This is a genomic window from Exiguobacterium sp. N5 (genome assembly GCF_025842465.1).
Taxonomy (GTDB): Bacteria; Bacillota; Bacilli; order Exiguobacteriales; family Exiguobacteriaceae; genus Exiguobacterium; species Exiguobacterium profundum.
Genome location: NZ_JAPAEP010000001.1, coordinates 585,824 through 608,682 on the forward strand (window position 1 = coordinate 585,824; position 22,859 = coordinate 608,682).

Here is a 22,859-nt window from a genome sequence, read left to right on the forward strand (position 1 = left end):
TGTCCTTCATTCCATATAATGGTGTGAGAAGAACACACAGGGGCGGATCAGATGATCAACAAGTCGACACGATTCATCCTTCACGGTCTGACGAACGGAACGGATGTTGAACGGCGGGCCGGGGCGGATGATCTCGGGATTGATGGCGGGCGGGCTCGGCGTTTACCTTCCCTTTCCCCTGACGCATCGACACGAAAGGTGTCGATGCGTTTTTGCTTAATGATTCCAAGGATGGTCGCTCCATTCGCGACGTTTTTTCGTGATTGGCACTTTTTTGAAGCCCCAGTTTCGGAAATCTTGGTCCGGACTTTCTTTACGGATGTAAATTTTGTCCTTAATGGCTTTAAAGATTCGGTTCTCGTCCCCATAATGGACGAACCGTGGTTTCACTTCAATCACGCCACGACGAACGCGAGAAAGTGGCAGACAGACGAGGTCAGCGATTTCTAAGCCAGATTGATACATCGTGTTCTGCTTCTCAGAGAAGATGAAGCCTTTAATTTTTTGACGGCTCTTTTCGACGTCTAAATGAACGGTACCTGAGTTGAAAATATCAAAGAATGCTTTTTGAATCAGTAAGTTCTGATAATCGTCTCGGGATTCCAGGACGACACGGGCACTTACTGCCTCTGTTTCTTCTAAAAACGCATAGAATGACTTCATCAGGTGAGCGAATGCGACGACATACGGATCTTTTGGCGTCGAATAAAAGTCATGAAGCTTTTGTTTATCGACCTCGACACTGACGATTGTACAGTCGATTCCTCGCAAAAATTCAGGGAGTTTATCCCAAAAGTCGCGCAACATATCAATCGTGATCCCATCTTCTTTTCCGTAAGGATGTTCCGCTTTTAAAATTTCTTTTAAATGAAGTGGGATATGCTCCGTTTTGAACACATCTCGTTTGAACGCCTGAAGACGTCGTTTCAATTCACACGGTAATCCAGTCTCGTCTGCATCGATTGAATACTTATATTCCATCAGCACGCCAGTCAAGTTAAATTGCGTATTTCCCTTCGGTGTGCCTGTTTCGTCGACGAACATGACATACTTCTTTCCACTTTCCATCCAATCCCTCCAAAACGGCTTAACAGTAACGTCTTTAAGCACCCTATTTTATTTCCAAATGATAATTTGGTCAATCTATTGCACAGATATTGCACATTTTTTTTAGAATGACATCAATGAGGTTTATCGGTGTGTCATCTTGGATAAACAGTAGAAGTGCTATTATCATAGAAAAGCAATCGAATCATACATAACGAGAGCTTTTCAATTTGGATACACAATCGCTTACATACTAGTTTAACATACGGGAGTTTGGTACGATATGTGTTGCGGTAATTCCACACAAGTGTCGACCGACAGAAGTCGACAATCAGACCTGAGACGGAAGGAACGAGTGGACCGACCTGTTAATATGTATGTATGGGGTGACGACATTGTTCCATTATCCAAACGGTAAAAAGGCAAACGTGACAAAGACAACAAAGGGGGAAGGAATTTCGAAGCAATCATCGAATTCTCAAACCTATGCGAATCGCGGAATGAACTTGGAGACGCTGTTAAATGAAACGAATGAGTTTTATCGGATTCATCAACGAGCCGTCATCCACAAAAAACCAACCCCTCTCCAAATCGTCAAAGTCGACTATCCAAAGCGAAGTGCCGCCAAAGTAACGGAAGCCTATTTCAAACAGGCATCTACGACCGATTACAACGGTGTTTATCGTGGTAGGTACATTGACTTTGAAGCGAAAGAAACGAATAATAAGACATCGTTTCCGCTCGGCAATTTTCATGACCACCAAATCGCCCACATGCGTGAGTGTGAACGTCATGGAGGGATTTGTTTTGTCATCATCCGCTTTAGTCGCTATAATACGCAATATGTATTGACCACCGAGCAACTTGTTCAGTGGTGGGAACAACGGTTAACGGGGCGCAAATCGATTCCGCTCAGCTTTATCGAAAAGGAAGCGATTGAAGTTCCGACGAGAGCCTTGCCGTCGATTGATTATTTGACGGTGCTCGATCAATGGCTCGATTGAATAGAAGGAGTGAACCATGAATGGAGCGAAGTAGGGTCGCACGTCGACAAGATTCGACGACGAATAAACGCAAAAAAACTGGGAAACAACCAAAGACGAAAAGTAAGAAACCGATGTGGAAACGCATCTTTTTATTAGGTTTCATGTTATTTATTGCTGCGGTAATCGCATTCGGCGCATATACGGTATATGCCATTGCGACGGCGCCAGAACTAGATGAAGACAAACTTGTCGATACGTATCCGATTCAGTTGCTTTCGGCTGAAGGAGAACCGCTCGAAGGGGCGGGTCAGATTCGAGAGTATGTCTCCATCGACGACATCTCTGAAGTGATGCAACAAGCGGTCGTGTCCATTGAAGACCGTCGTTTCTATGAGCATAACGGGATTGACTTACGTCGAATCGGTGGAGCCGTCGTTGCCAACTTGACAGAGGGTTTCGGTGCAGAAGGTGGATCGACCATCACTCAACAATTGGTCAAGCAGTCGTTCCTTTCGACAGATAAGAAGTTGAAACGTAAGCTTCAAGAACAATGGCTCGCACTCAAACTCGAGCGTGAGTATACGAAAGAACAGATTTTAGAGATGTACTTGAACAAAAACTATTACGGTAGTGGCGGATACGGTGTGCAAACCGCATCGAAACGTTACTTCAATAAGCCGGTCTCTGAGGTCAATTATCAAGAGGCCGCGATTCTCGCAGGTCTCCCGCAACGTCCAAGTGCCTACGATCCAATCAATGGTGATCAGGAGTTGACTCGCTACCGTCAAGAGCAAGTCTTGTCTGCAATGAAACGTGACGGACATATTTCTGAGGAACAATACAATGAGGCACTCGATGTTGCCATTGCTGACGTCATCTCACCAGGTGAAGAGACGGAAGAAGAAGCGTTCACACGTGCGATTTACTCTCGTGTATTGAATGAGTTAGAAGAGGACTATGGTCTTGAACAGTCAGATATTTACGGGACTGGTTTGAAAGTTTATACGTCAATCAACAAAGAGTTACACACAAAACTCAACAGTGATATTAAATCGAATAATGTTAATTTACAAACAAGTAGTTTCCCTGAAGATTTACGAATGGGTGCAACCGTCTTGAATACAAAGACCGGTGAAATTGTCGCTATCGTAGACAGTCAACAGGCGAAGCAAGGTGATACCACATATCGTGACTACTCAAATGAGAAGTATCAAATCGGATCGACAGCTAAACCATTTTTCGATTATGGTCCTGGAATTGAAAATGGGCAGTGGTCGACAGGTAAAGTGTTGCTTGACGCTAAATTAGATGGCACATATAGTCCGAATAACTATTATTCAGGTTTCCGTGGACCAAATACGATGCGCCAATACTTGAAAATTTCAGCGAACACGCCAGCAGTTCGTGCTTTCCAAGAAGTGCGGGATGAGTATGGACAAGAAGCAATCGAATCGTTCGTTAAAAATGTAGGAATCGAACCTTCATATTCTGGCGATGAACTCAACGAATCTAATGCTTTAGGTACGGCAGAAGCGAGCACGACACAGATGGCTGCAGCTTATGCAACACTTGGTGCGAATGGGATGTATACAAAACCGCACTTGATTCAAAAAATTGAATTCAATGATGGTTCAAGTATTAATTCACCGATTAAAGCCAAGCAAGCGATGGAAGATTATACAGCGTATATGTTGACAGACATGCTTCGTGATGTTGTGAGTGCTGAAGGTGGAACTTATGTACCTGGCGCATTCCCATGGGACGTAGCAGGTAAAACGGGTACGACGAACGAGCCTAACTCTACAAATCCGAAAGATAAATGGTTTACTGGTTATTCTACGGATTACTCAATCTCAGTATGGACAGGAAAAACGAAAGATTCGACAGTCGCTTCGTTCGATCCTGACTATGCCCAATACTATTTCGAATATATGATGCAACAAGTGACGAATGCGACGGGACAACCGGATCGATTCCAACGTCCAGACTCAGTCTTGTCACTTGGTAATGAGCTTTATGTAAAAGGAACAAAACCAAAAGATCTTCAACCTGAGAAGTTGGTTGCTCCGACTGGGGCAAGTGTTAACTACGATGAAGAAGGTCAAACCGGTTCTGTCTCATGGTCATACGATTTCGATGGTGCACAAGCCGATGGTTATACGGATATCACGTTCACGGTGACACAAAAGTCAGCCGATGGAAGTGAGCAAGTCGTCGGAACGACCGGGGAGACGAGTGTGAATATTGCAAACTTGGCCGAAGGAGACACAACGTTTACTATTGTCGCAAATGCGTCGAACCCGTTGACGGGAGAACAGCAATCGGCACCGGCACAAGCGAGCTATTCGATTGAACCGAAAGAGGAACCGACGGAAGAAGAGGAAAACCCTACTGATGAGGGGAATTCCGAAGATGAACCATCAGACGAAAATAACGGGAACGGGAATGATAACGGAAACGGGAATGGTAACGGAGACGGAAACGGCGAAGATACCACCGACGAACAAACTCCTGATGAACCGGCTACGGATGAAGGTTCTGGCGAAGGTACAGACGAACCAACTGACGGAGATGATTCAGGAACTCCGTTAGAGGGACAATCCAATGGTGAATCGTCAGACACGAATCGTGGAAACAATAATTCAAACAATGGGAATAACTAAGGAGAGCAGGGCGACATTGTGCGCCCTGTTTTTCGTTTGACTTTGTTATAATGAAAAGAAAGGGAACAGGATGGTGACACATGGTTCAACTCTCTTTAAAACGCAAGATGAAAGTATTACTTGTCATGGATCGACTGCAAGACGATGATTTCGGCGTGCCTCTCGGTGGACATCTCGGGTTAAAGCTTTCACATGTGCTCTTAAAAGAGTCCATACCGTTTGGGCGTCTCATCCAGGACCAAACCGTCGCCGAAGCAATCGGACATGCTTACTTGAAACGAATCGGAGTCGAGACCATGTTCACGGGCGAAGAATCCTATTATCCAGAACTTCTTCGTGGCAACCGTCAACTCATCTCAACAAACGAAGATTATTATAAAACGGTGCAACGCTACGTCAAACATCTTTTAGCGGTTCATTCGAAATGTACGAAACTACATACCATCGTCTTGTTCGGACGGTCGACGCAACGTCTGTTTTCAGATGCGCTCTTCCGTCTCGAAGAAGAAAATGAGCATGTCGCTGCTACATTTAAAGACATGGCCATCTTTCAGATGCCCGCTGTATCGAGAGTGGTACGAGATGAACGGATTCATCAAATCCGACAAGTCGTAGCGGACCTTGCACCTTCGAATGCGTAATGAAAGAAGGTGACTAGATGCGAAAATCTCGCTCTGTCGAAGAAATCATAAAAGAATTAAGAGATGATCCTGGTTTTTCAAACCACGTACGTCATTGGCACACGGTCGATGCACGTCCGGCCCAATATGCCCCAATTCCAGAGCAGGTGCCTGAACAATTGGTGAATGTACTTAAGAATCGTGGAATTGAACAGCTGTATACGCATCAAGCCGAGGCTGTGAAACAAACGGCGGCTGGCCATTCGACGGTCATCGTAACACCTACGGCATCAGGAAAAACACTTTGTTATAACTTACCGGTTCTATCCAAGATGATTGAAAAACCTACAGCCCGTGGGCTTTATCTTTACCCGACAAAAGCACTCGCGCAAGATCAAAACAGTGACTTGATGGAGATGGTCGAAGCCCTTGAAGGGAATTTACGATGCTTCACGTATGATGGAGACACATCACCTGCGGCACGAACAAAAGTCCGCGATGCGGGGAATATCGTCATCACGAATCCGGATATGTTACATTCCGGCATCTTACCTCATCATACGAAATGGATTCGTCTTTTTGAGAACTTAGAATATATCGTCGTCGACGAACTCCATACGTATCGTGGCGTGTTTGGTAGTCATGTGGCGAACGTGTTTCGACGCTTGAAGCGAATCTGTGCCTATTATGGCAGTCATCCCAAATGGATCATGACCTCAGCGACCATTGCAAACCCGCTTGAACTTGCCGAGCTATTGACGGAAGAAGAAGTCGTTTTAATCGATCGGAACGGGGCACCTCAAGGGAAGAAACATCTTGTGTTCTACAACCCGCCTGTCGTCAATGAAGCACTCGGAATTCGTCGAAGCGCGACGCTCGAGACGAAACGAATCGCCTCGAGGCTCGTGGAAGCGAACATTCAAACGATTGTATTTGCGCGGTCACGCGTACGTGTCGAGGTGCTATTGACCTATTTGCAGGAATTAACGCGTCGGGAGCTCGGACCAAAGTCTATTGTCGGTTACCGTGGCGGCTATCTTCCATCTGAGCGTAGAGAAATCGAACGGCGGTTACGGAACGGGGAAATCAAGGCGGTCGTCTCGACAAACGCGTTGGAGCTCGGTGTCGATATCGGCCAACTGCAAGCGTGTGTCCTGAATGGGTATCCTGGAACGGTCGCTTCCTTATGGCAGCAGGCTGGCCGGGCCGGACGGCGCCATTCAGAATCACTCGTTGTATTTGTCGCATCCTCGTCATCACTCGACCAACTCGTCGTCGAACAGCCGGACATGATTTTAGATCGTTCACCGGAAGCGGCCCGGCTTGACCCGAATAACTTGATTATTTTAGTAGACCATATCAAATGCGCCGCATTCGAGTTGCCTTTTCAAAAAGGAGAGCGATTCGGAACGGTCGATACGGAAGATATATTAGAGTTTTTGACGGATGCTCACGTCTTGCATGAACGGGCTGATAGATATTATTGGATGACGGATTCATTCCCGGCCCATGACATCTCGCTTCGGACGAGTGATCAAGAAAATGTCGTCATCGTCGATCAGACGGCAAAACATCAAGTCATCGGTGAAATGGACACGTTCAGTGCCATGACGTTGTTACATGATGAAGCGATATACTTGCACGGAGCCGAGCAATATCAGGTCGAAAAACTCGATTTTGAGGAGAAGAAAGCGTATGTTCGCCGAGTTGACGTCGACTACTACACAGATGCGAATTTAGCCGTTGAACTGAAGGTGCTTGAAGAGAATAAGATAGATGGTGCGAAGACGTTTGGTGAGGTATCGGTCATCGCGATGGCCACTTTGTTCAAGAAAATAAAATTTGGGACGCATGAGAACATCGGGTCGGGCCCGATTCATCTACCGGAGCGAGAGCTGCATACGACAGCGACATGGTTCACGTTGGATGAGCGATTCGCCTACTCGGAGGCGGACCTCGAAGATCAACTTGAAGCGGTCAGTGATTTGATGAGACGGCTTGCACCACTCTATCTCATGTGTGATACGCTCGATTTATTCACAACGATTCAGATGAAGTCGACACATACGAGTAAGCCGACCGTCTATCTGTATGACCGCTATCCTGGAGGAATCGGGCTCAGCGAGGCGCTCTTTAAAGATGCAGACATGGTGCTTGAAGCGGCAGAACGGACGGTATCCGACTGTCCGTGTGAGAGCGGATGTCCCCGTTGTGTCGGCATGGTTGGATACGGTGACTTCAAGCAGCAAGTCATTCGTCAGTTGCAAGGATTGAAAGGAACGATATGAAAGCTAAACTATCTAGATTAATCAAAACGAACGAACCTGCCCCAAAAGCTAGTGTTGCGACCCCTGATGAAGTGGAACAGCAAAAGTGGATGGGACAAGGTGGAGAGATCTTGACGTTCGAAGGGGAATGGTGCGTCCGGATCCGGAAGACATATCCCCTTGATGAGGTGTATCATGACTTCAAGTTTGGAGAAGCAGGACAGATGATGGCTCGAACCGAGCATCCGTTTTTCGCCGTCGACTTAGACCCCGACCAAGTCCTGTTCATGGATACGGAGACGACCGGTTTACGTGGGTCTGGAACGTCGATTTTTTTAATCGGGTTTGCGCGGATTCGTGCGGAACAACTTGAAATGATTCAATACGTGCTACCTCATCCGGCGTTTGAAACCGCCTTTTACTATCATTTCTTGCAAGACATCGGAGATGAGGTACGATTCGTCACCTATAACGGGAAGTCATTTGATTGGCCTCAAATCAAGACGAGACACACGTTCGTCAAATCACGGGTGAAACAATTACCTTCAGTGGGTCATGTCGATTTACTTCACGCTGCAAGACGATTGTTAAAACCGAGGCTAGAATCAGTATCATTAAAAGCGGTCGAAGCATACTTTGGTCATGAACGAACGGATGACCTTCCTGGATTCTTGGCACCGATGCACTATTTTCAATACGTCAAAGAGCGGAATCCAGAAATATTGCTGCCGGTCCTTGAGCACCATCATGCGGACTGTTTAAGCCTGGTCTCCTTGTATACGCGTCTCAGTCAACTCGTTACGACCCCGGTAACTGATTTTGGAGAGGAACGTGCTCACTGGTTACATGACCTTGGCGAACAAGATCAAGCGCTGAGGGAGTTTGAGCAACTCTCGAGTCCATCGAAGCGTTCCATCATGCGGCAAGCGATGATATTAAAACGAGCTGGACGATTCGAGGAGGCCATTCCGCTATTTGAGTCGCTTCATACGATTGAAGGGTATGTCGAACTCGCCAAGTATGCAGAGCATAAACAAAAAGACATCTCTTTGGCGATTGATTACACAGAGCGAGCCATGAAGCTACTCGAACAAAAGAGAACAGTGCTACGTCAAACTATCGACTGTGAGAAAATGGAATTGGAGCATCGACGAGCTCGCCTAGAAAGGAAGCAAACATGAAAGTAGTAGCCGTCACAGGATATCGTCCTCATGAACTCGGCATTTTCAAAGCGGATCATCCAGGAATTGAAATCATTCAAGAAGCTTATCGGAAAAAGATACTTGAAGTCATCGAATTAGGTGCTGAATGGTTCATATTAAGTGGAACGAATGGTTGTGAATTGTGGGCTGGACAAGTATTGTTAGAGTTAAGAGAAACCTATCCGATTAAAATTGCCGTGTTTCCTCCATTCTTAAATATGGACGAGCGCTATAAACCATTCGAACAAGAACTATTTGTGCAACTGCAACTCGAGGCAGACTTTTTTGAACCGCTGACACAGCGTCCATACGAAGACCCGAGTCAACTACGCGCAAAAACGGCATTCTTTTTAGATAAAGCAGAAGGATTGATCACCTTGTATGACGAAGAAACGGAAGGAAGTCCCCGCTTTTTAGTCGATGGGGCTCGGCGGAAGCCGAACATGGAAGTTTTCCTAATCACACAAGAAGATTTACGAGTCATTGAAGAAGAAAAACAATGGGAACAACAATGGGAGTGATATGATGCAAACGGAATTAACAGCAGAAGCGATTTATAAACAAGAATTCAAGACGGCGTTACGTGGTTATTCACAAGAAGAAGTCGATCAATTTTTAGATGTCGTCATTCGCGATTATGAAAAAATGGCGAAAGAAATCGAGCGTCTTCAAAAAGAAAACGACTCGTTGCGACGGGAACCTGCGCCTGCGTCGGAACCAGTTAAACCAGCACAACCGGTTGCGTCAAATTATGACATGTTACGCCGTATCTCAAATCTCGAAAAAGCGGTCTTTGGAAAGCAAGTCGGTCCAAGCGAATAATGAATAGGGGGTGGAGTCTATGTTACAAGTGTTAACGGCCACGGAGAAACAACCAGTCAAACAACAGACAAAAAAGCTGTTTCGTGTGAAAGAAGAAGTGATGAAAGCACCAACCTGCTATACAGATCGTCTCGTCGAAAACATCAGACAAACATGCCGATTTGATTGGATGATGATTGAACAAGTCAAATTAGGGGATGATCTCGTTCATTACGTGCTCGTCGGACCTAAAGGCGTCTTCTTGATTCAATTAAATCGAACTCCAGACTCCGTCCATATGACGAACCGGGAATGTCGAACCGAGACCTCGATGGGGTGGAAACAGGTTTATCCTCATCCTGTCACGGAATTAGAACGGATGACCAAACAAGTGCGGTCACGATTAAAAAAAGAATGTAATCAAGCAATTCCCGTCTATTCGTTTTTAATCTTCCCGGAAACGGAACGATTGAAGTTAGAACGAATTAAGGCGAATTGTGGAGATTCATTCGCTCTAGTGGATCAGGTGATCAGTAAAACGAACCTTGAGACGTTGACAGAGCCGCTCGTCAAACAAATCGCCTATTATTGTTCTGAGCGACAAGTACATAAATAAGAAGAAGGCCGAATACCAATCATTCGGCCTTCTTCTTATTTTAAAAGCTCTCTTGCTTTTGCCGCATCATCTCGGTGAACGAACAGTGCAACGCGATCGTCCAAGTTTTTTGCGAGCGGCTTTAATAGTTTGCCGGTCGGTAGTCCTTGTTCCACACGACAGGTGATGCCCTGCTCGGTCAAATAATGATAATCACCTAAAAGTTCTTCACCTTGTTTCCCGAATGCTTCACCGAAACGAACCCACTTTAAGTTGCGAATTGTCCGAATCGAGACCAAAATGACAAACAAAATGGCGAGTACGATGATCAATAATGTTTCCAATGCCTTCAACCCCTTCTTTACACAAGTTTAATGGTGTGGCGAGTTGAAAGCAATATGGAGCGAACGGTATACTGAAATGGAAAAGAGGGGATGAAATGAAAAAACCGATTCAATCGAGACGAGAGGCGATCTCACTCCTAGAAAATCAGCAAGTACTCTATATTCGAATTCATAACGGACAAACGGGCATGATCAAATCGACAGAGGAAGGTATCATCGTGGCCATTCCGAATGAAGAGACAGATCAAATCGATTTCCGAAAATTAGAAGATATCGAGGCGTTTGAAGCGTTTTACGATTTGACGCTCTCGAAACCAGGTATTCTATATGTAAACGTTGAATAGTCATGACATGGAGAGCTTCACCCATACGGTGAGGCTCTCCATTTATACACGTTTAAGAGGAAGGCAGCCAGACGGCCAACTTGTCCTGTAACGGCTTTAAGCGAACGTGATGTTGCTTATGCAACAAATAACCGTCTGGACGAATGACTAATATGCCACGTTTCATAAAGAGTGATTTGGCTAGTTCGTTTCCTTGATCGAAAAACGGGCGACTCGTCTTAGATAAGGTAATCGTTTGAATGAACGGCTGGTTCTTGTTCAAATAGTCATAGATGGATGACAAATCACGTTTCCCATCGTCAAATACGAGCACTTGAAACCGTCCGTCCGCGATTTCGGATATTTTTGTCCGAAACCCGTCATCCGTTCGTAAAATCTCAGTCTCCGGAAAGATCTTTCCTTCCGCGACGCGACGAAACGGTAACCGAAGCGCATTCGGATACGATAAATGGAGCTGAGAGATCCGTTCGGTGATCTTCTGGTTGACGAGATTGACGCGAGTGAAGACATCCGCACCGATTGCTTGGAACGGCAAGAGCATCGGGAGGGTCGTCTGCAACATCTCCGTTGCGATATTCGTCGTCTGTAGCACGTTGCGGGCAACATGTTCGCGCTCGTCCCGATAGGTGGACACGACGTGATGGGGAGCGCCAGTTTTGAGATGTAACCACAGTTTCCAACCTAAGTTGAAGGCATCCGCTATCCCGGTGTTCATCCCTTGTCCGCCGACCGGGGAGTTAATATGTGCCGCATCCCCCATGAGAATGATGCGATTATGGATGAACGTATCGACCATGCGATTGTGCACACGGAATAAAGAGAACCATTCAACATCGTGAATATGGACCGGCATATGACTGCGTTGCTCCACCAATTCTTGAAGATCCGATTCTTGGAATGATTCATCCGTTCTCAAGTTTCCCGTTATACGAATTGTTTCATCCGTGAGCGGGAAGACTTCAAGCACTCCTCGATCCGAAAAAAAGATATGAACCTCTTCCCGGGATATCGGCCAATCCGCCTTCAAATCGGCTAACACCCAAGCCTCTTTAAATGATTTACCGCTAAACGGAAGGGCGAGCATCCGACGAACCGAGCTGTTTGCTCCATCGGCGGCGACAACATATTTCGCTTCAACGGCACGAGTCATCCCATCAGTGGCGGTCAAATGTGCGATGGTACGGGATGGATATTGGGTAATGGATGACAAGGTTTCCCCGCGCTTCACAACATGTCCATGTTTTCGTAGGGCGCGTTCCAAAATCTCTTCGGTTTCATTTTGACGTAATAACGTCACGAACGGATAAGGGGTCACGAGTTTGGAGAACTCAAGCTTTGCTGTCCACTGTCCCGAAAAATATAGATTCCCCCGCTCAATTGTTCGGGCACGCTCAAGCACTTCTTGCGCAACATCTAAACGAGAAAACACTTCGATGGTCCGCGGCTGGATCCCGATGGCTCGTGAATTGTCCGACGGGGTCGTCTTACGATCAATGATTTGAAAAGATACGCCATATCTGGCTAAGGTGAGTCCGAGCGTCAGGCCGGTTGGTCCGGCACCGACAATCAATACATCTACTTGTTCCTCCACGCTGATCAACTCCTATCATTAATAATGATATTTCCGACATTGGCAGCGACTAAACGAAAAGTAGGGTATAGAACGATATATGATATTCGATGATGGAAGGTGAGTGAGCATTGTGCAGCCATGGATCACAGAAGAACAGATTCGAGATAGTTTTACAATGGATGAAGATTATGAACAGACAGCGGCAGTGTTAATCCCACTCGTTCAAATCGATCAGGAATGGCACGTTGTGTTTGAGGTACGCGCCCACACGATGCGGCAGCAACCTGGGGAGATCTCATTTCCAGGGGGACGCCTTGAGAAAGGAGAAACACCCGTAGAAGCGGCAATCCGGGAAACATGCGAAGAGTTAGAGATTTCTGCAGATAATGTAGAAGTCGTAGGCAAATTGCGACCGCTTGCTACGCCTCATCGTCAATTGATTTATCCGTTTGTCGGAATCCTATCGGAAGTACCGAGTGTGGAAGGGACGGATGAGGTCGATCATTTGTTTACCGTACCGATTTCTACCTTGCTCATGATAGATCCATTCCACGGAGAGATGGAATGGACGATGAGTCCGGATCAAAATATTCCGTTAGATCGATTGGCGAATGCTAAAGCGTACAAAAAACGGGTAATTAAAATGAAAGAACCTTTTTATGAACATGAAGACTACATCATTTGGGGACTTACTGGAAAATTCTTAACACAATTTATTAAACGGATAAAAGAAAACGTATTCAAACGGTTATAATTTCGTTATAATGATAGAAACAAATTTAGATTGGAAGTGAATGGGTGTGTCTGAAGAATTCCTCGTAGGTGATATCGTGAAGTCGACTCGTGAAGGATGGGTCGCTGAAGTGACCGCCGTACTGACCAATACTGTGATTGCAGACGTCTCAATCATGGAAGAGTTTCAACAGCTCGGACTCGAGTTCGAGAAACAAGTTTTACTAAAATCAGAATTGGAATTGATTGAACGCGCCAGCTGACCTTTTTCTGAAAGGGATGATTCAGGTGTCCATTGACAAAAAAGTACGTGAATGGCAAGAGGCGGGTTTATTGGATGAAGCGACGGGGTTAAGACTAGTCGACTATGAACATAAACGACGGGCGGCTAGTGAGCAACATGATCACAAGCCGCCCGTTTTGGTCATTGTCGGATCCATTTTGTTGGCTCTTAGCCTTTTCAGTTTCGTCGCAGCCAACTGGCAAGCGATTCCTGACCTTTTGAAAATCGGTTTGTTTCTTCTATTTATGGTTGGATTTTATGTGTTTGCCGAGCGAGTTCGCTTGAAAACACCAAGATATGTCACGGTGTTACGTGTACTAGGATTCGTTTTCTTTATCGCGACCATGGCGGTCATCTTCACAACGTATAATCTGTCGGGTCAGTTGACGTTTCTGTTCTGGATTGTCTTCACGATGGCAGTACTTCACCGAATCATATATGAGCACGTCATTTTCTCCATGATCACCGCAATCGCTGCCTTTTTAGCCATCACAAATAGTTTTGAAAGCATCGGGCTGATTTTGATTGGGATTGCTCTAATCGTGACATGGATCTGGTTCCATTTTGTTGATGAATCATTAGACCGTTCGTTCGCATGGCTTACTTTTTACGGGATTCTCAACATTTTTGGTCAATATGTTGACTATGAAGGTAGACTATGGCCACTTTGGTCACTCGTCATTATGCACGCATTGCTTTTAATTTATCGAAAACGAGCTGGATGGCAAGTCACATATTTATTTGTCGCTGCGGTCCTTTCGATTGGCTATTTAGTGAACGTAACTGAAAGTTGGCTTTCCCAAAGACCACCCTCGATTTTAGAAGCAACACTTTTATCGATTGCGCTTGTTGCTGTCTACTTGATCCATCGTCGGAGCGATCTTTTGTGGGTAAGTTTTCTTGCGGTGATTCCCTTTGCATTGTTCGAGGATTCTGGAGTACTACTGGCGGTATTAATTGAAGTAGTCGCACTAGCGTACTTGGTTCGCCAAGACATGATGAGGCAACGAACAATTTTCGCCTTCATCTATTTCTTAATCGTTCAAATGACAATTTACTTCATCTACGTGTGGGATCGGCTCGACATCTCACTCTTCTTCTTGATTGGTGCGTTAATCGTCTTTGCGTTGTCACTCGCACTATGGTGGCGTAATCGAACGAGAGGGGATGTGACGACATGAAACGATTTTCTGTTTGGCTTGTCCCGGTTGCTCAAGTCTTGATTGCCATCGTCTTTGTGATTCTTGTCTATGCCATATCGTGGGTCGGGGAGACGTACACGTTTAAAGGGTCTTCGTTCGAACCGTATGACCCTTATTTTGGGGATTCCATTTATCTCGAGTATGATGCCTTCAAAGGACGACAAGATGTCGAAACCGGAACGGTATATGTTTCCTTTAAAGAAGGGGAAGATGGATATGCTGTCCTCGATCGGATTGAGTCGAAACCGTTTTTGGGTGGCATTCGGGCAAACTATTATGATCGTCTTCTTTATATAGAAGAAATGGGTTCGTATCGTGTGTCGGAAGATGAGATGGATGCGATAAAAGGTAAGCAATCGTTCACGGTTCAAGTTGATGTCGCACCGTGGGGTATGCTCAGAACGTATGAAATTGAGCCAAATGAATAAGCGTTAATCATGACAGGAAGATTACAGGTTTGTTACACGATTGATTGTAACGAATCTGTAATTTTTTTGTGAACCCATGGAATATCAACGTTTATTTCAATTATTACAATCTGTAACCGATTTTTTTGTCATATGTCAGGAATGTTTCACTTCGATAAAATCACTACTTTGACGGGACTTCTCGTGGTAAATTAACATCTGTTCGTTACATAACGAGAAAGGTGATGACCTTACTACGATGAAATTATTAAAATATATGATCGTCATTGGAGCTACGATAATGGGGTTGTTCACATTCATCGATCAGGCAGATGCTGCACAGATCGGAATCGGGACAGAACAGAAAATCGTACAAAACCCGCTTGAACTAGAACGCCAAGCAATTGAAGAAAAACGACAAAAAGAAATCGCCCGCCAAAAGAAACTTGCTGAAGAAAAACGCATCGCAGAAGAGAAACGGATCGAAGCAGAACGTCTTGCGGAAGAGAAAGCAAAAGAAGAAGCAGAGAAAGCAAGACTTGCGAAACTTGAAGCAGAACGAAAAGCGGAGGAAGAGCGAAAAGCAGCGGAACAGGCAACAGCTGCAAAAACGTCGGTTTCTGCCACTCAATCAGTCAGTGCAACACCAGTATCTACATCTAAAAAAGTCATTACAGTCGAATCGACCGCTTATTCAAATGATGTTGCGGATAACAAGGCGTACGGCGGTCGTGTATTAACGGCCACGGGTCATGATGTGACTGATTCGATTTATTATAACGGAATGCGAATTATCGCCGTCGACCCAGCCATCATTCCTTTAGGGTCAAAAGTCCACATCCAAGGTGTCGGTGATGCGATTGCCCTTGATACAGGTGGTAGAATAAAAGGACATATCGTCGATTTACTCGTCGATTCAAAACAGGACGCGATCCAATGGGGGCGTCGACATATTGAAGTAACGCTATACTAAAAATCAGGTTCTCCAATTAGGAGAGCCTTTTTTTGTTTAACAAAGTAGAGAAACGGGCAAACTATTATTTGAATTTCCATTTTGGAAATAGTTGAGGAGGGATCAGGTTGATTGAGTTTCGTGATGTATCAAAACGTTATGAAGACGGGACGTTAGCCGTCAAAGAATTAAGCTTAACAGTAAATAGAGGAGAAATCTTCGTATTGATCGGACCTTCAGGTTGTGGCAAGACAACGACGATGAAAATGGTCAATCGATTAATCGATCATACGGACGGAAAAATTTTAATTGATGGAAAAGAAATCTATCAATTCGATATTTTTGAGTTACGTCGAAACATCGGTTATGTACTCCAACAGATTGCATTATTCCCTCACTTAACAGTGGAAGAAAATATCTCTGTCGTACCTGAGCTTTTGAAATGGAAAAAAGAACGAACGAAAGACCGTGTGACCGAATTGATGAAGATTGCCGGTCTCGATCCGAAACTTCGCTCGAAAAAGCCAGCAGAATTATCAGGAGGTCAACAGCAGCGCGTAGGCGTGTTGCGTGCTTTAGCTGCAGACCCGGACGTCATCCTCATGGACGAACCCTTTTCTGCGCTTGATCCGATCAGCCGTGGTCAATTGCAAGATGATATTAAGCGCTTGAATGACGAACTTGGCAAAACGATCTTGTTTGTCACACACGACATGCAAGAAGCGATGAAGCTTGGTGATCGCATCGCGTTAATGCGTGATGGGGAACTCATACTAGTCGGTACACCAGAAGAAATATTGGCGAGTGAAGATCCGTTCGTCTTAGAATTTACACAACGTGGAAGAGGTGAGCTGGATGCTTGAGACGTTCCAAAATAGACAAGGACAGCTTGTCGAGGCACTGATTGAGCACTTGCAGCTCTCTGTCGTATCGCTTTTGATTGCCGTATTGATTGCCGTACCATTGGGAATCTGGCTGACGCGCCGTAAGAAAATCGCCGAAACCGCCATTGGTGTCACTGCGATTATTCAAACGATTCCGTCGCTTGCCTTACTTGGTTTGATGATTCCGCTCGTTGGAATCGGGGCATTACCTGCTATTATTGCGCTTGTCTTATATGCGCTCCTACCTATTTTACGAAACACGTTCACTGGGTTGAATGAAGTGGATAAATCGTTGCTTGAAGCCGCTCGAGCTTGTGGAATGAAGCCGAATCAAAGTTTGATGAAAGTTGAACTCCCGCTTGCTTTACCGGTCATCATGGCTGGTATCCGGACCGCGATGGTTCTGATTGTCGGTACGGCGACGCTCGCTGCTTTAGTCGGAGCAGGTGGACTCGGTACGCTGATCTTGCTCGGGATTAACCGGAATGACAATTACTTAATTTTACTAGGTGCCATCCCGGCCGCGATTTTGGCACTCTTATTTGACTTCTTGTTGCGTCAGATGGAAGGTGCGACAGCGACTCGAAACAAGGCGAAATTGATTGCTGTTTCTACTGTCCTCGCCTTGGTCATCGTCACACCGCTCGCGTTCGGTCGTTCGCAAGAAACAGACCTTGTTGTTGCCGGTAAACTTGGTCCCGAGCCGGAAATCCTAATGAATATGTATAAGTTGTTGATTGAAGAAGAAACAGATTTGACTGTATCTGTGAAACCGAACTTCGGGGAGACGACATTCGTATGGGGCGCACTCCAATCTGGAGACGTTGATATTTATCCGGAGTTTACAGGTACGGCACTGGCGAGTCTCGTCAAAGAGACACCTGAATCAAACGATGCCGGTGAAGTGTACGAACAAGCGAGAGAGGCACTGGCAGAAGACGGATACGTGATGCTCGAACCGATGCAGTTTAACAATACGTATGCGCTCGCGATTCCACGTGACTATGCAGAGGCGGAAGACATTACGGCTATTTCAGATTTACGAAACGTACAGTCTGATATTCAAGCCGGGTTTACACTTGAATTCACCGACCGTGAAGACGGTTATCCAGGACTACAAAACGAGTACGGGCTTGATTTCCCGTCTGTCGTCTCAATGGAGCAAAAATTGCGCTATCGCGCCATCGCACGAGGGGATGTCAATCTAGTCGACGCGTATGCGACGGATCCTGATATTGCCGAGAACGACCTGGTCGTCTTAGAAGACGATCGTCAATTCTTCCCACCATACCAGGGAGCGCCGCTCATGAAGGAAGAGACACTTGAAGAGTATCCAGAAATCGAGGATGCGCTCAATCAGCTCGCAGGTAAAATCACAGACGAACAGATGTCTGAATTGAATCGACGGGTCGCGTACGGAAATGAACGCGCGTACGATGTAGCGAAAGACTTCTTAGAACAGGAAGGATTACTATGAGAGCTTTGATTATTTCGAATCCGAAGTCCGGTACGAGCGAAACAATGCTCGGCGAAGTCATCGGAACGATTGAATCGCTCTATGAAGAAATCATCATCAAAAAGACACAGGAAATCGGGGACGCGCTCCGATTCGCCGAAACAAGCGAATCGTTCGACCATCTGATTGTCATTGGCGGGGACGGTACGCTAAACGAAGTAGTGAATGGGTTAATGACCTTACAGCGCGAGGAACGGCCGACGGTCGGCATCATTCCAGCAGGAACATGTAATGACTTCGCACGAGCGCTTGAACTGCCAATTCAACCGACACAGGCTGCTCAAATCATTCGTTCCTCTCACGAACAATATGTCGATGTCATTCAAGTCGATGAGATGTATGCGCTCAATTTCGTAGGCGTCGGTTTGATCGCGGATACATCTCGTCAAATCGATCCGGATGAAAAAGAATCATTAGGCTCAATCGGATATTTTTTAGCGACAATCCGTCAGTTCCGTGAAGCGGACCCATTCAACATCACGCTTCGGCGGGGCAGTGAAGTAATATATGACGGTGACGTTAGTTTTCTCTATGTTGGGAACGGGAGTTATCTCGGTACGGTCCCGACCAAACTAGAGACACAATCGTTTTCTGATGGATTGCTAGAAGTCGTTCACAGTTCGGCAATCGGATTTCCCATGATTCGACAGCTGTTGGCCCAACAACTCGGTCTCGATCAGAAGTCGACGGAGTGGAATCACTTCCAGGCTTCTCATATCGAGCTAGAATTGAATGCGCCACAAATCATCGATGTCGATGGGGAGCACTTCGAAGCAGACAAATTGTCGATCCGAATCCGAGAGCGTGCCCTCACCTTTTTAACGCCATAAAGCATCAACAGAGAAAAGTATTCAGACTTTTCTCTGTTTTTTTGTTGTTCTCATCTTGGAACCATGTTAGTATTTCACTATTATTATGAAAATGAAATGAAAAACAGGAAGTAGGGGTAATCATGGCGCAAAATTCATTCGCCTCAAAAATTGGATTCATACTAGCTGCCGCAGGGTCGGCAATCGGTTTAGGTGCAATCTGGAAATTTCCATATGTCACCGGAACGAGCGGGGGCGGTGCCTTTTTACTCATGTTTTTGGCGTTCACATTATTACTTGGTCTGCCATTATTGATTGGTGAATTTATTGTCGGACGTTCGACTCAAAAGACTGCACTTCTCGCTTTCAAACAGTTAGGGCATGGTCGCTGGACCATTATCGGTTATTTAGGTGTCATTGCTTGTTTCTTGTTACTTTCCTTCTATAGTGTTATTGGGGGATGGGTTCTCATCTATATCGGACTCGGTTTAAGTGGAACGCTCAGTGGACGTTCGGCAGACGAATTCGGTGAAGTGTTCGGAAACGTCGTTTCCACACCAGGTATCGCCGTACTCGGACAATTCTTATTCCTCTTCATTACACTATTAATTGTCTTACGTGGCGTTGAAGCGGGGATTGAACGGATGAGTAAAATTTTGATGCCGCTCTTGTTCATCAGTTTCTTAGTTCTCGTTGTCCGCTCGTTGACGCTTGACGGGGCGATGGAAGGGGTTCGCTTCTTCTTACAGCCTGACTTCTCTGCATTGACTGGTGAATCGGTATTGTTTGCCCTCGGACAGGCGTTCTTCTCCTTATCGTTGGGGGTCGCAGCGATGCTGACATATGCGTCTTATATTAAGACGAAAGGAACATTGAACCGTTCAGCGAACATGATCGTCTTATTGAACATTGCGGTTTCACTTTTAGCAGGACTAGCCATCTTCCCGGCAGTCTTTGCATCAGGTCTTGATCCGGCTGAAGGTCCAGCATTACTCTTCGTCGTTTTACCGGCAGTCTTCAACCAAGTACCGCTCGGTGGATTCTTCATGGTCTTGTTCTTCTTATTGTTTGCTTTCGCATCGATCACATCGTCGATTGCCATGTTAGAAGTCGTCGTCGCAGGTGTGACCGATCGTCTGAATGAGAAGAAATCGTCATGGACGAAAAAGAAAGTGACGGTGACAGCCGCCCTTCTCGTCTTCATCGTGGGAGTACCATCCGCGCTCTCGTTCGGACTCTTGAGTGAGGTACAGATTTGGAACGGTCGGACGTTCTTCGATACGATGGACTATCTCGTCAGCTACATTTTAATGCCGACGGGTGCACTCTTGACTTCCATCTTTGTCGGTTATGTCGTTGACCAACGTGTCCTAAAGGATGAAATCGAAACATCCAAACCTGGTGTGAAGCTTTACCCAATCTGGCATGCGCTCATTCGCTATGTCATTCCTGTAACTGTCGCGATCGTCATGGTTTCTACATGGATCACCACATAACAAACGAACCGTAGGCTCTATGAGTCTACGGTTTTTTTCGTCTCGCAACGGGAAAGTAGTCGATATAGGTAGTTGATTCTACACCTGTGGACGGAGGTATCGACGAATTTTATTATGCTAAAATGATAGGGATGACGAAACTTTTGTTGAGTGGTTTCGTAATGTACAATAGAAGTAACATGAGATGAGGTGAAAAGAATGAAAACATGGATGAAATGGGCCCTGACAGGGGCAGTCATATACTTTGCCATTAACGTATTCGATTTCTCCTGGTTATTCATTATTGTAGGGGCGCTCGTCTTGAATGAAGTGTGGTCGACGAACAAGCGCAAACATCGTCAACGAACACCGACAACGGTGGCAAAACGTGCCAAGAAAAAACTGTTGCTCGATGAGGAAGAATCGTTCTCTGGATCGAGGATTTTAAAACCGATCGAAGAGCCGATACCTACACGACAATTCGAGGCGACAGATGATTTAGAGCTTCAATTTTTACAACGGACGATTGAGCAAGGATATGAGAAATTACAACAGATTGACCGTGTCCTACCAGATATTAAGGATGTGGAAGTAAGGCGTGAAATGAAGGCCGTCTCGAAAGAAGCACATGAATTGTTCGAGGAACTCTTCGAAAATCCACAAGACGCCAAGCATGTTCGTGACCTGTTCACATTCTATTTAGATTCCCTCGTCTCGGTCGTCTTGAAATTTAAAGAACTTGAAGGAAAACGAGTCGTCATTCAAGAAGAGACTCGGGAACAATTAATCACAAATATGCGACTAATTGTCGATAAATTTAAAGAACAACGCGGACGTCTCCTTGAAGATGACGCCGTAGACTTTGAACGCGAACTGATCATGATGGAGCGGGTTTTATCTGATCAGCCGGAAGGGAGAAAGAAACATGACTTCATCGAATGAAACGAACTGGCAGTCATGGCCGGAAGAAGAACTGACTTCTGATACGAAAACAAAAACCGAGACGGAGGGGTTCAGTGACCCATCTGTCGAATGGTCATCTGTTACACAGCCACATGAAGTGCCGGCCATTCAAGCGAAACCGGACGTGCCTCAAGAGCATCGTGAGCGCATCACGCGATTGGCTGAATCCATTGATATTAAGAAGACAGACTCTGTCATGTTGTTCGGGTCGAACGTCCAACGTGAACTTTCCCAATTCTCTGATCAAATTTTGACGGAAGTGCGGATGAAAGATGGCGGCGATGCCGGGAAGCTGTTGTCTGATTTGATGCAAAACGTCCGTAAGATGGACCCCGATATGCTTCAACCGGAGAAAAAGAGTTTCATGGATAATATCCCACTCATCGGTCGTGCGAAGAAGAAGGCTGAAAACTATAAGCTTCAGTTCGAAAAAATGAACGTCTATTTGGAAGAGGTCATCCATAACCTCGATCGTGCGAAGTTCGGTCTCATGAAAGACATCACGATGCTCGATCAGATGTATGATAAGAACAAGCGGTATTTCGAAGAGTTGAACGTCTATATCGCTGCGGGTGAGACAAAGCTTGACCATGTACGGGAACATGAGATTGCTCCGTTACGTCAAGAAGTAGAAATTTCTAAAGATCAATCGAAGCTTCAACAATTGAACGATATGATTCAATTAGCGGACCGTTTTGAGAAAAAGTTGCACGATTTAAAATTGAGTCGTACGATTAGCCTTCAAATGGCACCTCAGATTCGGGTCATTCAGCAGAACAACCAAATCCTTGCTGAAAAGATCGAGTCAGCGGTCGTCAACACGATTCCGCTTTGGAAAAACCAAGTCGTTCTTGCACTCAGCTTGACGCGCCAGAAAACGGCACTTCGTATGCAGCAGGATGTGACGAAGACAACGAATCAACTGCTTGAGCAAAACTCGAAGATGCTCAAAGATTCATCGATTGAAATCGCTCAAGAAAATGAAAAAGGGATTGTCTCTGTTGAATCACTGAAAGTCGCTCACGAGAACTTACTCTCTACGTTGGATGAAACGTTACGCATCCAGCAAGAAGGGAAGCAAAAACGTCGTGACGCCGAGCGCGAACTTGACCGTATGGAGCACGAATTGAAGGAGAAGGTCATCGAAATCGCTTCGAAAAATAAAGAACTACCAAAGGACACTGGATACTAAGG

At 45.6% G+C, this 22,859-nt stretch carries 22 protein-coding genes and 1 pseudogene; 20 read left to right on the forward strand and 3 right to left on the reverse strand.

All coding sequences use genetic code 11. From position 1 onward, the window contains the following. Positions 1-216: 216 nt before the first annotated feature. Positions 217-1,068 carry a DUF3800 domain-containing protein gene (locus OKS35_RS03025; protein WP_035387865.1) on the reverse strand — a complete coding sequence of 284 codons (852 nt, stop codon included), beginning with the start codon at positions 1,066-1,068 and terminating at the stop codon, positions 217-219. 356 nt (positions 1,069-1,424) lie between these two features. Here OKS35_RS03025 and recU point away from each other — a divergent pair, with 356 nt between their 5' ends. The 8 genes from recU to OKS35_RS03065 all read left to right on the forward strand — a co-directional run bounded on the left by recU (position 1,425) and on the right by OKS35_RS03065 (position 10,202). Continuing rightward, positions 1,425-2,051, forward strand: a complete 627-nt coding sequence (recU, locus tag OKS35_RS03030; protein ID WP_015881499.1) for a Holliday junction resolvase RecU — start codon at positions 1,425-1,427, stop codon at positions 2,049-2,051. Positions 2,052-2,071: 20 nt separating this feature from the next. Continuing rightward, a complete protein-coding gene (locus OKS35_RS03035; protein ID WP_264092435.1) occupies positions 2,072-4,696 on the forward strand; it encodes a transglycosylase domain-containing protein in 2,625 nt (874 codons plus the stop codon). An 80-nt stretch (positions 4,697-4,776) separates the two neighbouring features. Next, on the forward strand, positions 4,777-5,337 hold the full coding sequence (locus tag OKS35_RS03040) for a hypothetical protein (protein WP_159562151.1): 561 nt from the start codon (positions 4,777-4,779) through the stop codon (positions 5,335-5,337). Between the two features lie 17 nt (positions 5,338-5,354). After that, positions 5,355-7,604 (forward strand): DEAD/DEAH box helicase, encoded by a 2,250-nt coding sequence (locus OKS35_RS03045; RefSeq protein WP_264092436.1) that lies wholly within the window; start codon positions 5,355-5,357, stop codon positions 7,602-7,604. Then, a complete protein-coding gene (locus tag OKS35_RS03050) occupies positions 7,601-8,764 on the forward strand; it encodes a ribonuclease H-like domain-containing protein (protein ID WP_264092438.1) in 1,164 nt (387 codons plus the stop codon). Before OKS35_RS03045 ends, OKS35_RS03050 begins: the two co-directional genes overlap by 4 nt. Beyond that, positions 8,761-9,306 (forward strand): SLOG family protein, encoded by a 546-nt coding sequence (locus tag OKS35_RS03055; RefSeq protein ID WP_214691016.1) that lies wholly within the window; start codon positions 8,761-8,763, stop codon positions 9,304-9,306. The genes OKS35_RS03050 and OKS35_RS03055 overlap by 4 nt, the downstream gene beginning before the upstream one ends. 4 nt (positions 9,307-9,310) lie before the next feature. Beyond that, on the forward strand, positions 9,311-9,607 hold the full coding sequence (gene gpsB, locus OKS35_RS03060) for a cell division regulator GpsB (RefSeq protein WP_084543127.1): 297 nt from the start codon (positions 9,311-9,313) through the stop codon (positions 9,605-9,607). Positions 9,608-9,626: 19 nt separating this feature from the next. Next, positions 9,627-10,202 (forward strand): NERD domain-containing protein, encoded by a 576-nt coding sequence (locus OKS35_RS03065; RefSeq protein WP_264092440.1) that lies wholly within the window; start codon positions 9,627-9,629, stop codon positions 10,200-10,202. 35 nt (positions 10,203-10,237) lie between these two features. On the opposite strand, the gene OKS35_RS03070 is transcribed toward OKS35_RS03065, so the two are convergent. After that, entirely contained in the window at positions 10,238-10,525 is a 288-nt protein-coding gene (locus OKS35_RS03070) for a hypothetical protein (protein WP_012726117.1), read from the reverse strand. 95 nt (positions 10,526-10,620) lie between these two features. Between OKS35_RS03070 and OKS35_RS03075 the strand changes: the two genes are divergently transcribed. Further along, the gene (locus tag OKS35_RS03075) at positions 10,621-10,869 is read left to right on the forward strand and encodes a hypothetical protein (protein WP_012726118.1); all 249 of its coding nucleotides are present in this window, start codon (positions 10,621-10,623) and stop codon (positions 10,867-10,869) included. A 52-nt stretch (positions 10,870-10,921) separates the two neighbouring features. Here the strand turns inward: OKS35_RS03075 and OKS35_RS03080 are convergent, their stop codons facing one another. Then, a complete protein-coding gene (locus OKS35_RS03080) occupies positions 10,922-12,460 on the reverse strand; it encodes an FAD-dependent monooxygenase (protein WP_264092441.1) in 1,539 nt (512 codons plus the stop codon). Positions 12,461-12,572: 112 nt separating this feature from the next. Between OKS35_RS03080 and OKS35_RS03085 the strand changes: the two genes are divergently transcribed. The 11 genes and pseudogenes from OKS35_RS03085 to OKS35_RS03135 all read left to right on the forward strand — a co-directional run bounded on the left by OKS35_RS03085 (position 12,573) and on the right by OKS35_RS03135 (position 22,857). After that, positions 12,573-13,196 carry an NUDIX hydrolase gene (locus tag OKS35_RS03085; protein WP_264092442.1) on the forward strand — a complete coding sequence of 208 codons (624 nt, stop codon included), beginning with the start codon at positions 12,573-12,575 and terminating at the stop codon, positions 13,194-13,196. Positions 13,197-13,236: 40 nt separating this feature from the next. Next, on the forward strand, positions 13,237-13,437 hold the full coding sequence (locus tag OKS35_RS03090) for a DUF2187 family protein (protein WP_026826130.1): 201 nt from the start codon (positions 13,237-13,239) through the stop codon (positions 13,435-13,437). A gap of 16 nt (positions 13,438-13,453) precedes the next feature. Beyond that, on the forward strand, positions 13,454-14,638 hold the full coding sequence (locus tag OKS35_RS03095) for a DUF2157 domain-containing protein (protein ID WP_264093049.1): 1,185 nt from the start codon (positions 13,454-13,456) through the stop codon (positions 14,636-14,638). Then, a complete protein-coding gene (locus OKS35_RS03100) occupies positions 14,635-15,087 on the forward strand; it encodes a GDYXXLXY domain-containing protein (protein ID WP_074037155.1) in 453 nt (150 codons plus the stop codon). Before OKS35_RS03095 ends, OKS35_RS03100 begins: the two co-directional genes overlap by 4 nt. A gap of 238 nt (positions 15,088-15,325) precedes the next feature. Next, positions 15,326-16,039, forward strand: coding sequence for a 3D domain-containing protein (locus tag OKS35_RS03105; RefSeq protein WP_264092443.1), 714 nt, complete (start codon positions 15,326-15,328; stop codon positions 16,037-16,039). A 107-nt stretch (positions 16,040-16,146) separates the two neighbouring features. Continuing rightward, positions 16,147-16,863, forward strand: a pseudogene (locus OKS35_RS03110) (ABC transporter ATP-binding protein); the annotation flags it as partial. A 10-nt stretch (positions 16,864-16,873) separates the two neighbouring features. Beyond that, positions 16,874-18,379, forward strand: coding sequence for an ABC transporter permease/substrate-binding protein (locus OKS35_RS03115; protein ID WP_214691010.1), 1,506 nt, complete (start codon positions 16,874-16,876; stop codon positions 18,377-18,379). Beyond that, positions 18,376-19,248, forward strand: coding sequence for a diacylglycerol/lipid kinase family protein (locus OKS35_RS03120; protein WP_214734163.1), 873 nt, complete (start codon positions 18,376-18,378; stop codon positions 19,246-19,248). The genes OKS35_RS03115 and OKS35_RS03120 overlap by 4 nt, the downstream gene beginning before the upstream one ends. Positions 19,249-19,370: 122 nt before the next feature. Then, a complete protein-coding gene (locus OKS35_RS03125) occupies positions 19,371-20,723 on the forward strand; it encodes a sodium-dependent transporter (RefSeq protein WP_230234075.1) in 1,353 nt (450 codons plus the stop codon). A gap of 198 nt (positions 20,724-20,921) precedes the next feature. Then, on the forward strand, positions 20,922-21,644 hold the full coding sequence (locus tag OKS35_RS03130; protein WP_264092444.1) for a 5-bromo-4-chloroindolyl phosphate hydrolysis family protein: 723 nt from the start codon (positions 20,922-20,924) through the stop codon (positions 21,642-21,644). Next, positions 21,628-22,857, forward strand: coding sequence for a toxic anion resistance protein (locus OKS35_RS03135; protein ID WP_012726130.1), 1,230 nt, complete (start codon positions 21,628-21,630; stop codon positions 22,855-22,857). The genes OKS35_RS03130 and OKS35_RS03135 overlap by 17 nt, the downstream gene beginning before the upstream one ends. Positions 22,858-22,859 lie beyond the last annotated feature (2 nt).

Bases quoted from the DNA above. Each gene is read 5' to 3' on its own strand.
- OKS35_RS03025 (WP_035387865.1), bottom strand. From the start codon at position 1,068: ATGGAAAGTGGAAAGAAGTATGTCATGTTCGTCGACGAAACAGGCACA.
- recU (WP_015881499.1), top strand. From the start codon at position 1,425: ATGTATGGGGTGACGACATTGTTCCATTATCCAAACGGTAAAAAGGCA.
- OKS35_RS03035 (WP_264092435.1), top strand. From the start codon at position 2,072: ATGGAGCGAAGTAGGGTCGCACGTCGACAAGATTCGACGACGAATAAA.
- OKS35_RS03040 (WP_159562151.1), top strand. From the start codon at position 4,777: ATGGTTCAACTCTCTTTAAAACGCAAGATGAAAGTATTACTTGTCATG.
- OKS35_RS03045 (WP_264092436.1), top strand. From the start codon at position 5,355: ATGCGAAAATCTCGCTCTGTCGAAGAAATCATAAAAGAATTAAGAGAT.
- OKS35_RS03050 (WP_264092438.1), top strand. From the start codon at position 7,601: ATGAAAGCTAAACTATCTAGATTAATCAAAACGAACGAACCTGCCCCA.
- OKS35_RS03055 (WP_214691016.1), top strand. From the start codon at position 8,761: ATGAAAGTAGTAGCCGTCACAGGATATCGTCCTCATGAACTCGGCATT.
- gpsB (WP_084543127.1), top strand. From the start codon at position 9,311: ATGCAAACGGAATTAACAGCAGAAGCGATTTATAAACAAGAATTCAAG.
- OKS35_RS03065 (WP_264092440.1), top strand. From the start codon at position 9,627: ATGTTACAAGTGTTAACGGCCACGGAGAAACAACCAGTCAAACAACAG.
- OKS35_RS03075 (WP_012726118.1), top strand. From the start codon at position 10,621: ATGAAAAAACCGATTCAATCGAGACGAGAGGCGATCTCACTCCTAGAA.
- OKS35_RS03090 (WP_026826130.1), top strand. From the start codon at position 13,237: ATGGGTGTGTCTGAAGAATTCCTCGTAGGTGATATCGTGAAGTCGACT.
- OKS35_RS03095 (WP_264093049.1), top strand. From the start codon at position 13,454: ATGATTCAGGTGTCCATTGACAAAAAAGTACGTGAATGGCAAGAGGCG.
- OKS35_RS03100 (WP_074037155.1), top strand. From the start codon at position 14,635: ATGAAACGATTTTCTGTTTGGCTTGTCCCGGTTGCTCAAGTCTTGATT.
- OKS35_RS03105 (WP_264092443.1), top strand. From the start codon at position 15,326: ATGAAATTATTAAAATATATGATCGTCATTGGAGCTACGATAATGGGG.
- OKS35_RS03115 (WP_214691010.1), top strand. From the start codon at position 16,874: ATGCTTGAGACGTTCCAAAATAGACAAGGACAGCTTGTCGAGGCACTG.
- OKS35_RS03120 (WP_214734163.1), top strand. From the start codon at position 18,376: ATGAGAGCTTTGATTATTTCGAATCCGAAGTCCGGTACGAGCGAAACA.
- OKS35_RS03125 (WP_230234075.1), top strand. From the start codon at position 19,371: ATGGCGCAAAATTCATTCGCCTCAAAAATTGGATTCATACTAGCTGCC.
- OKS35_RS03130 (WP_264092444.1), top strand. From the start codon at position 20,922: ATGAAAACATGGATGAAATGGGCCCTGACAGGGGCAGTCATATACTTT.
- OKS35_RS03135 (WP_012726130.1), top strand. From the start codon at position 21,628: ATGACTTCATCGAATGAAACGAACTGGCAGTCATGGCCGGAAGAAGAA.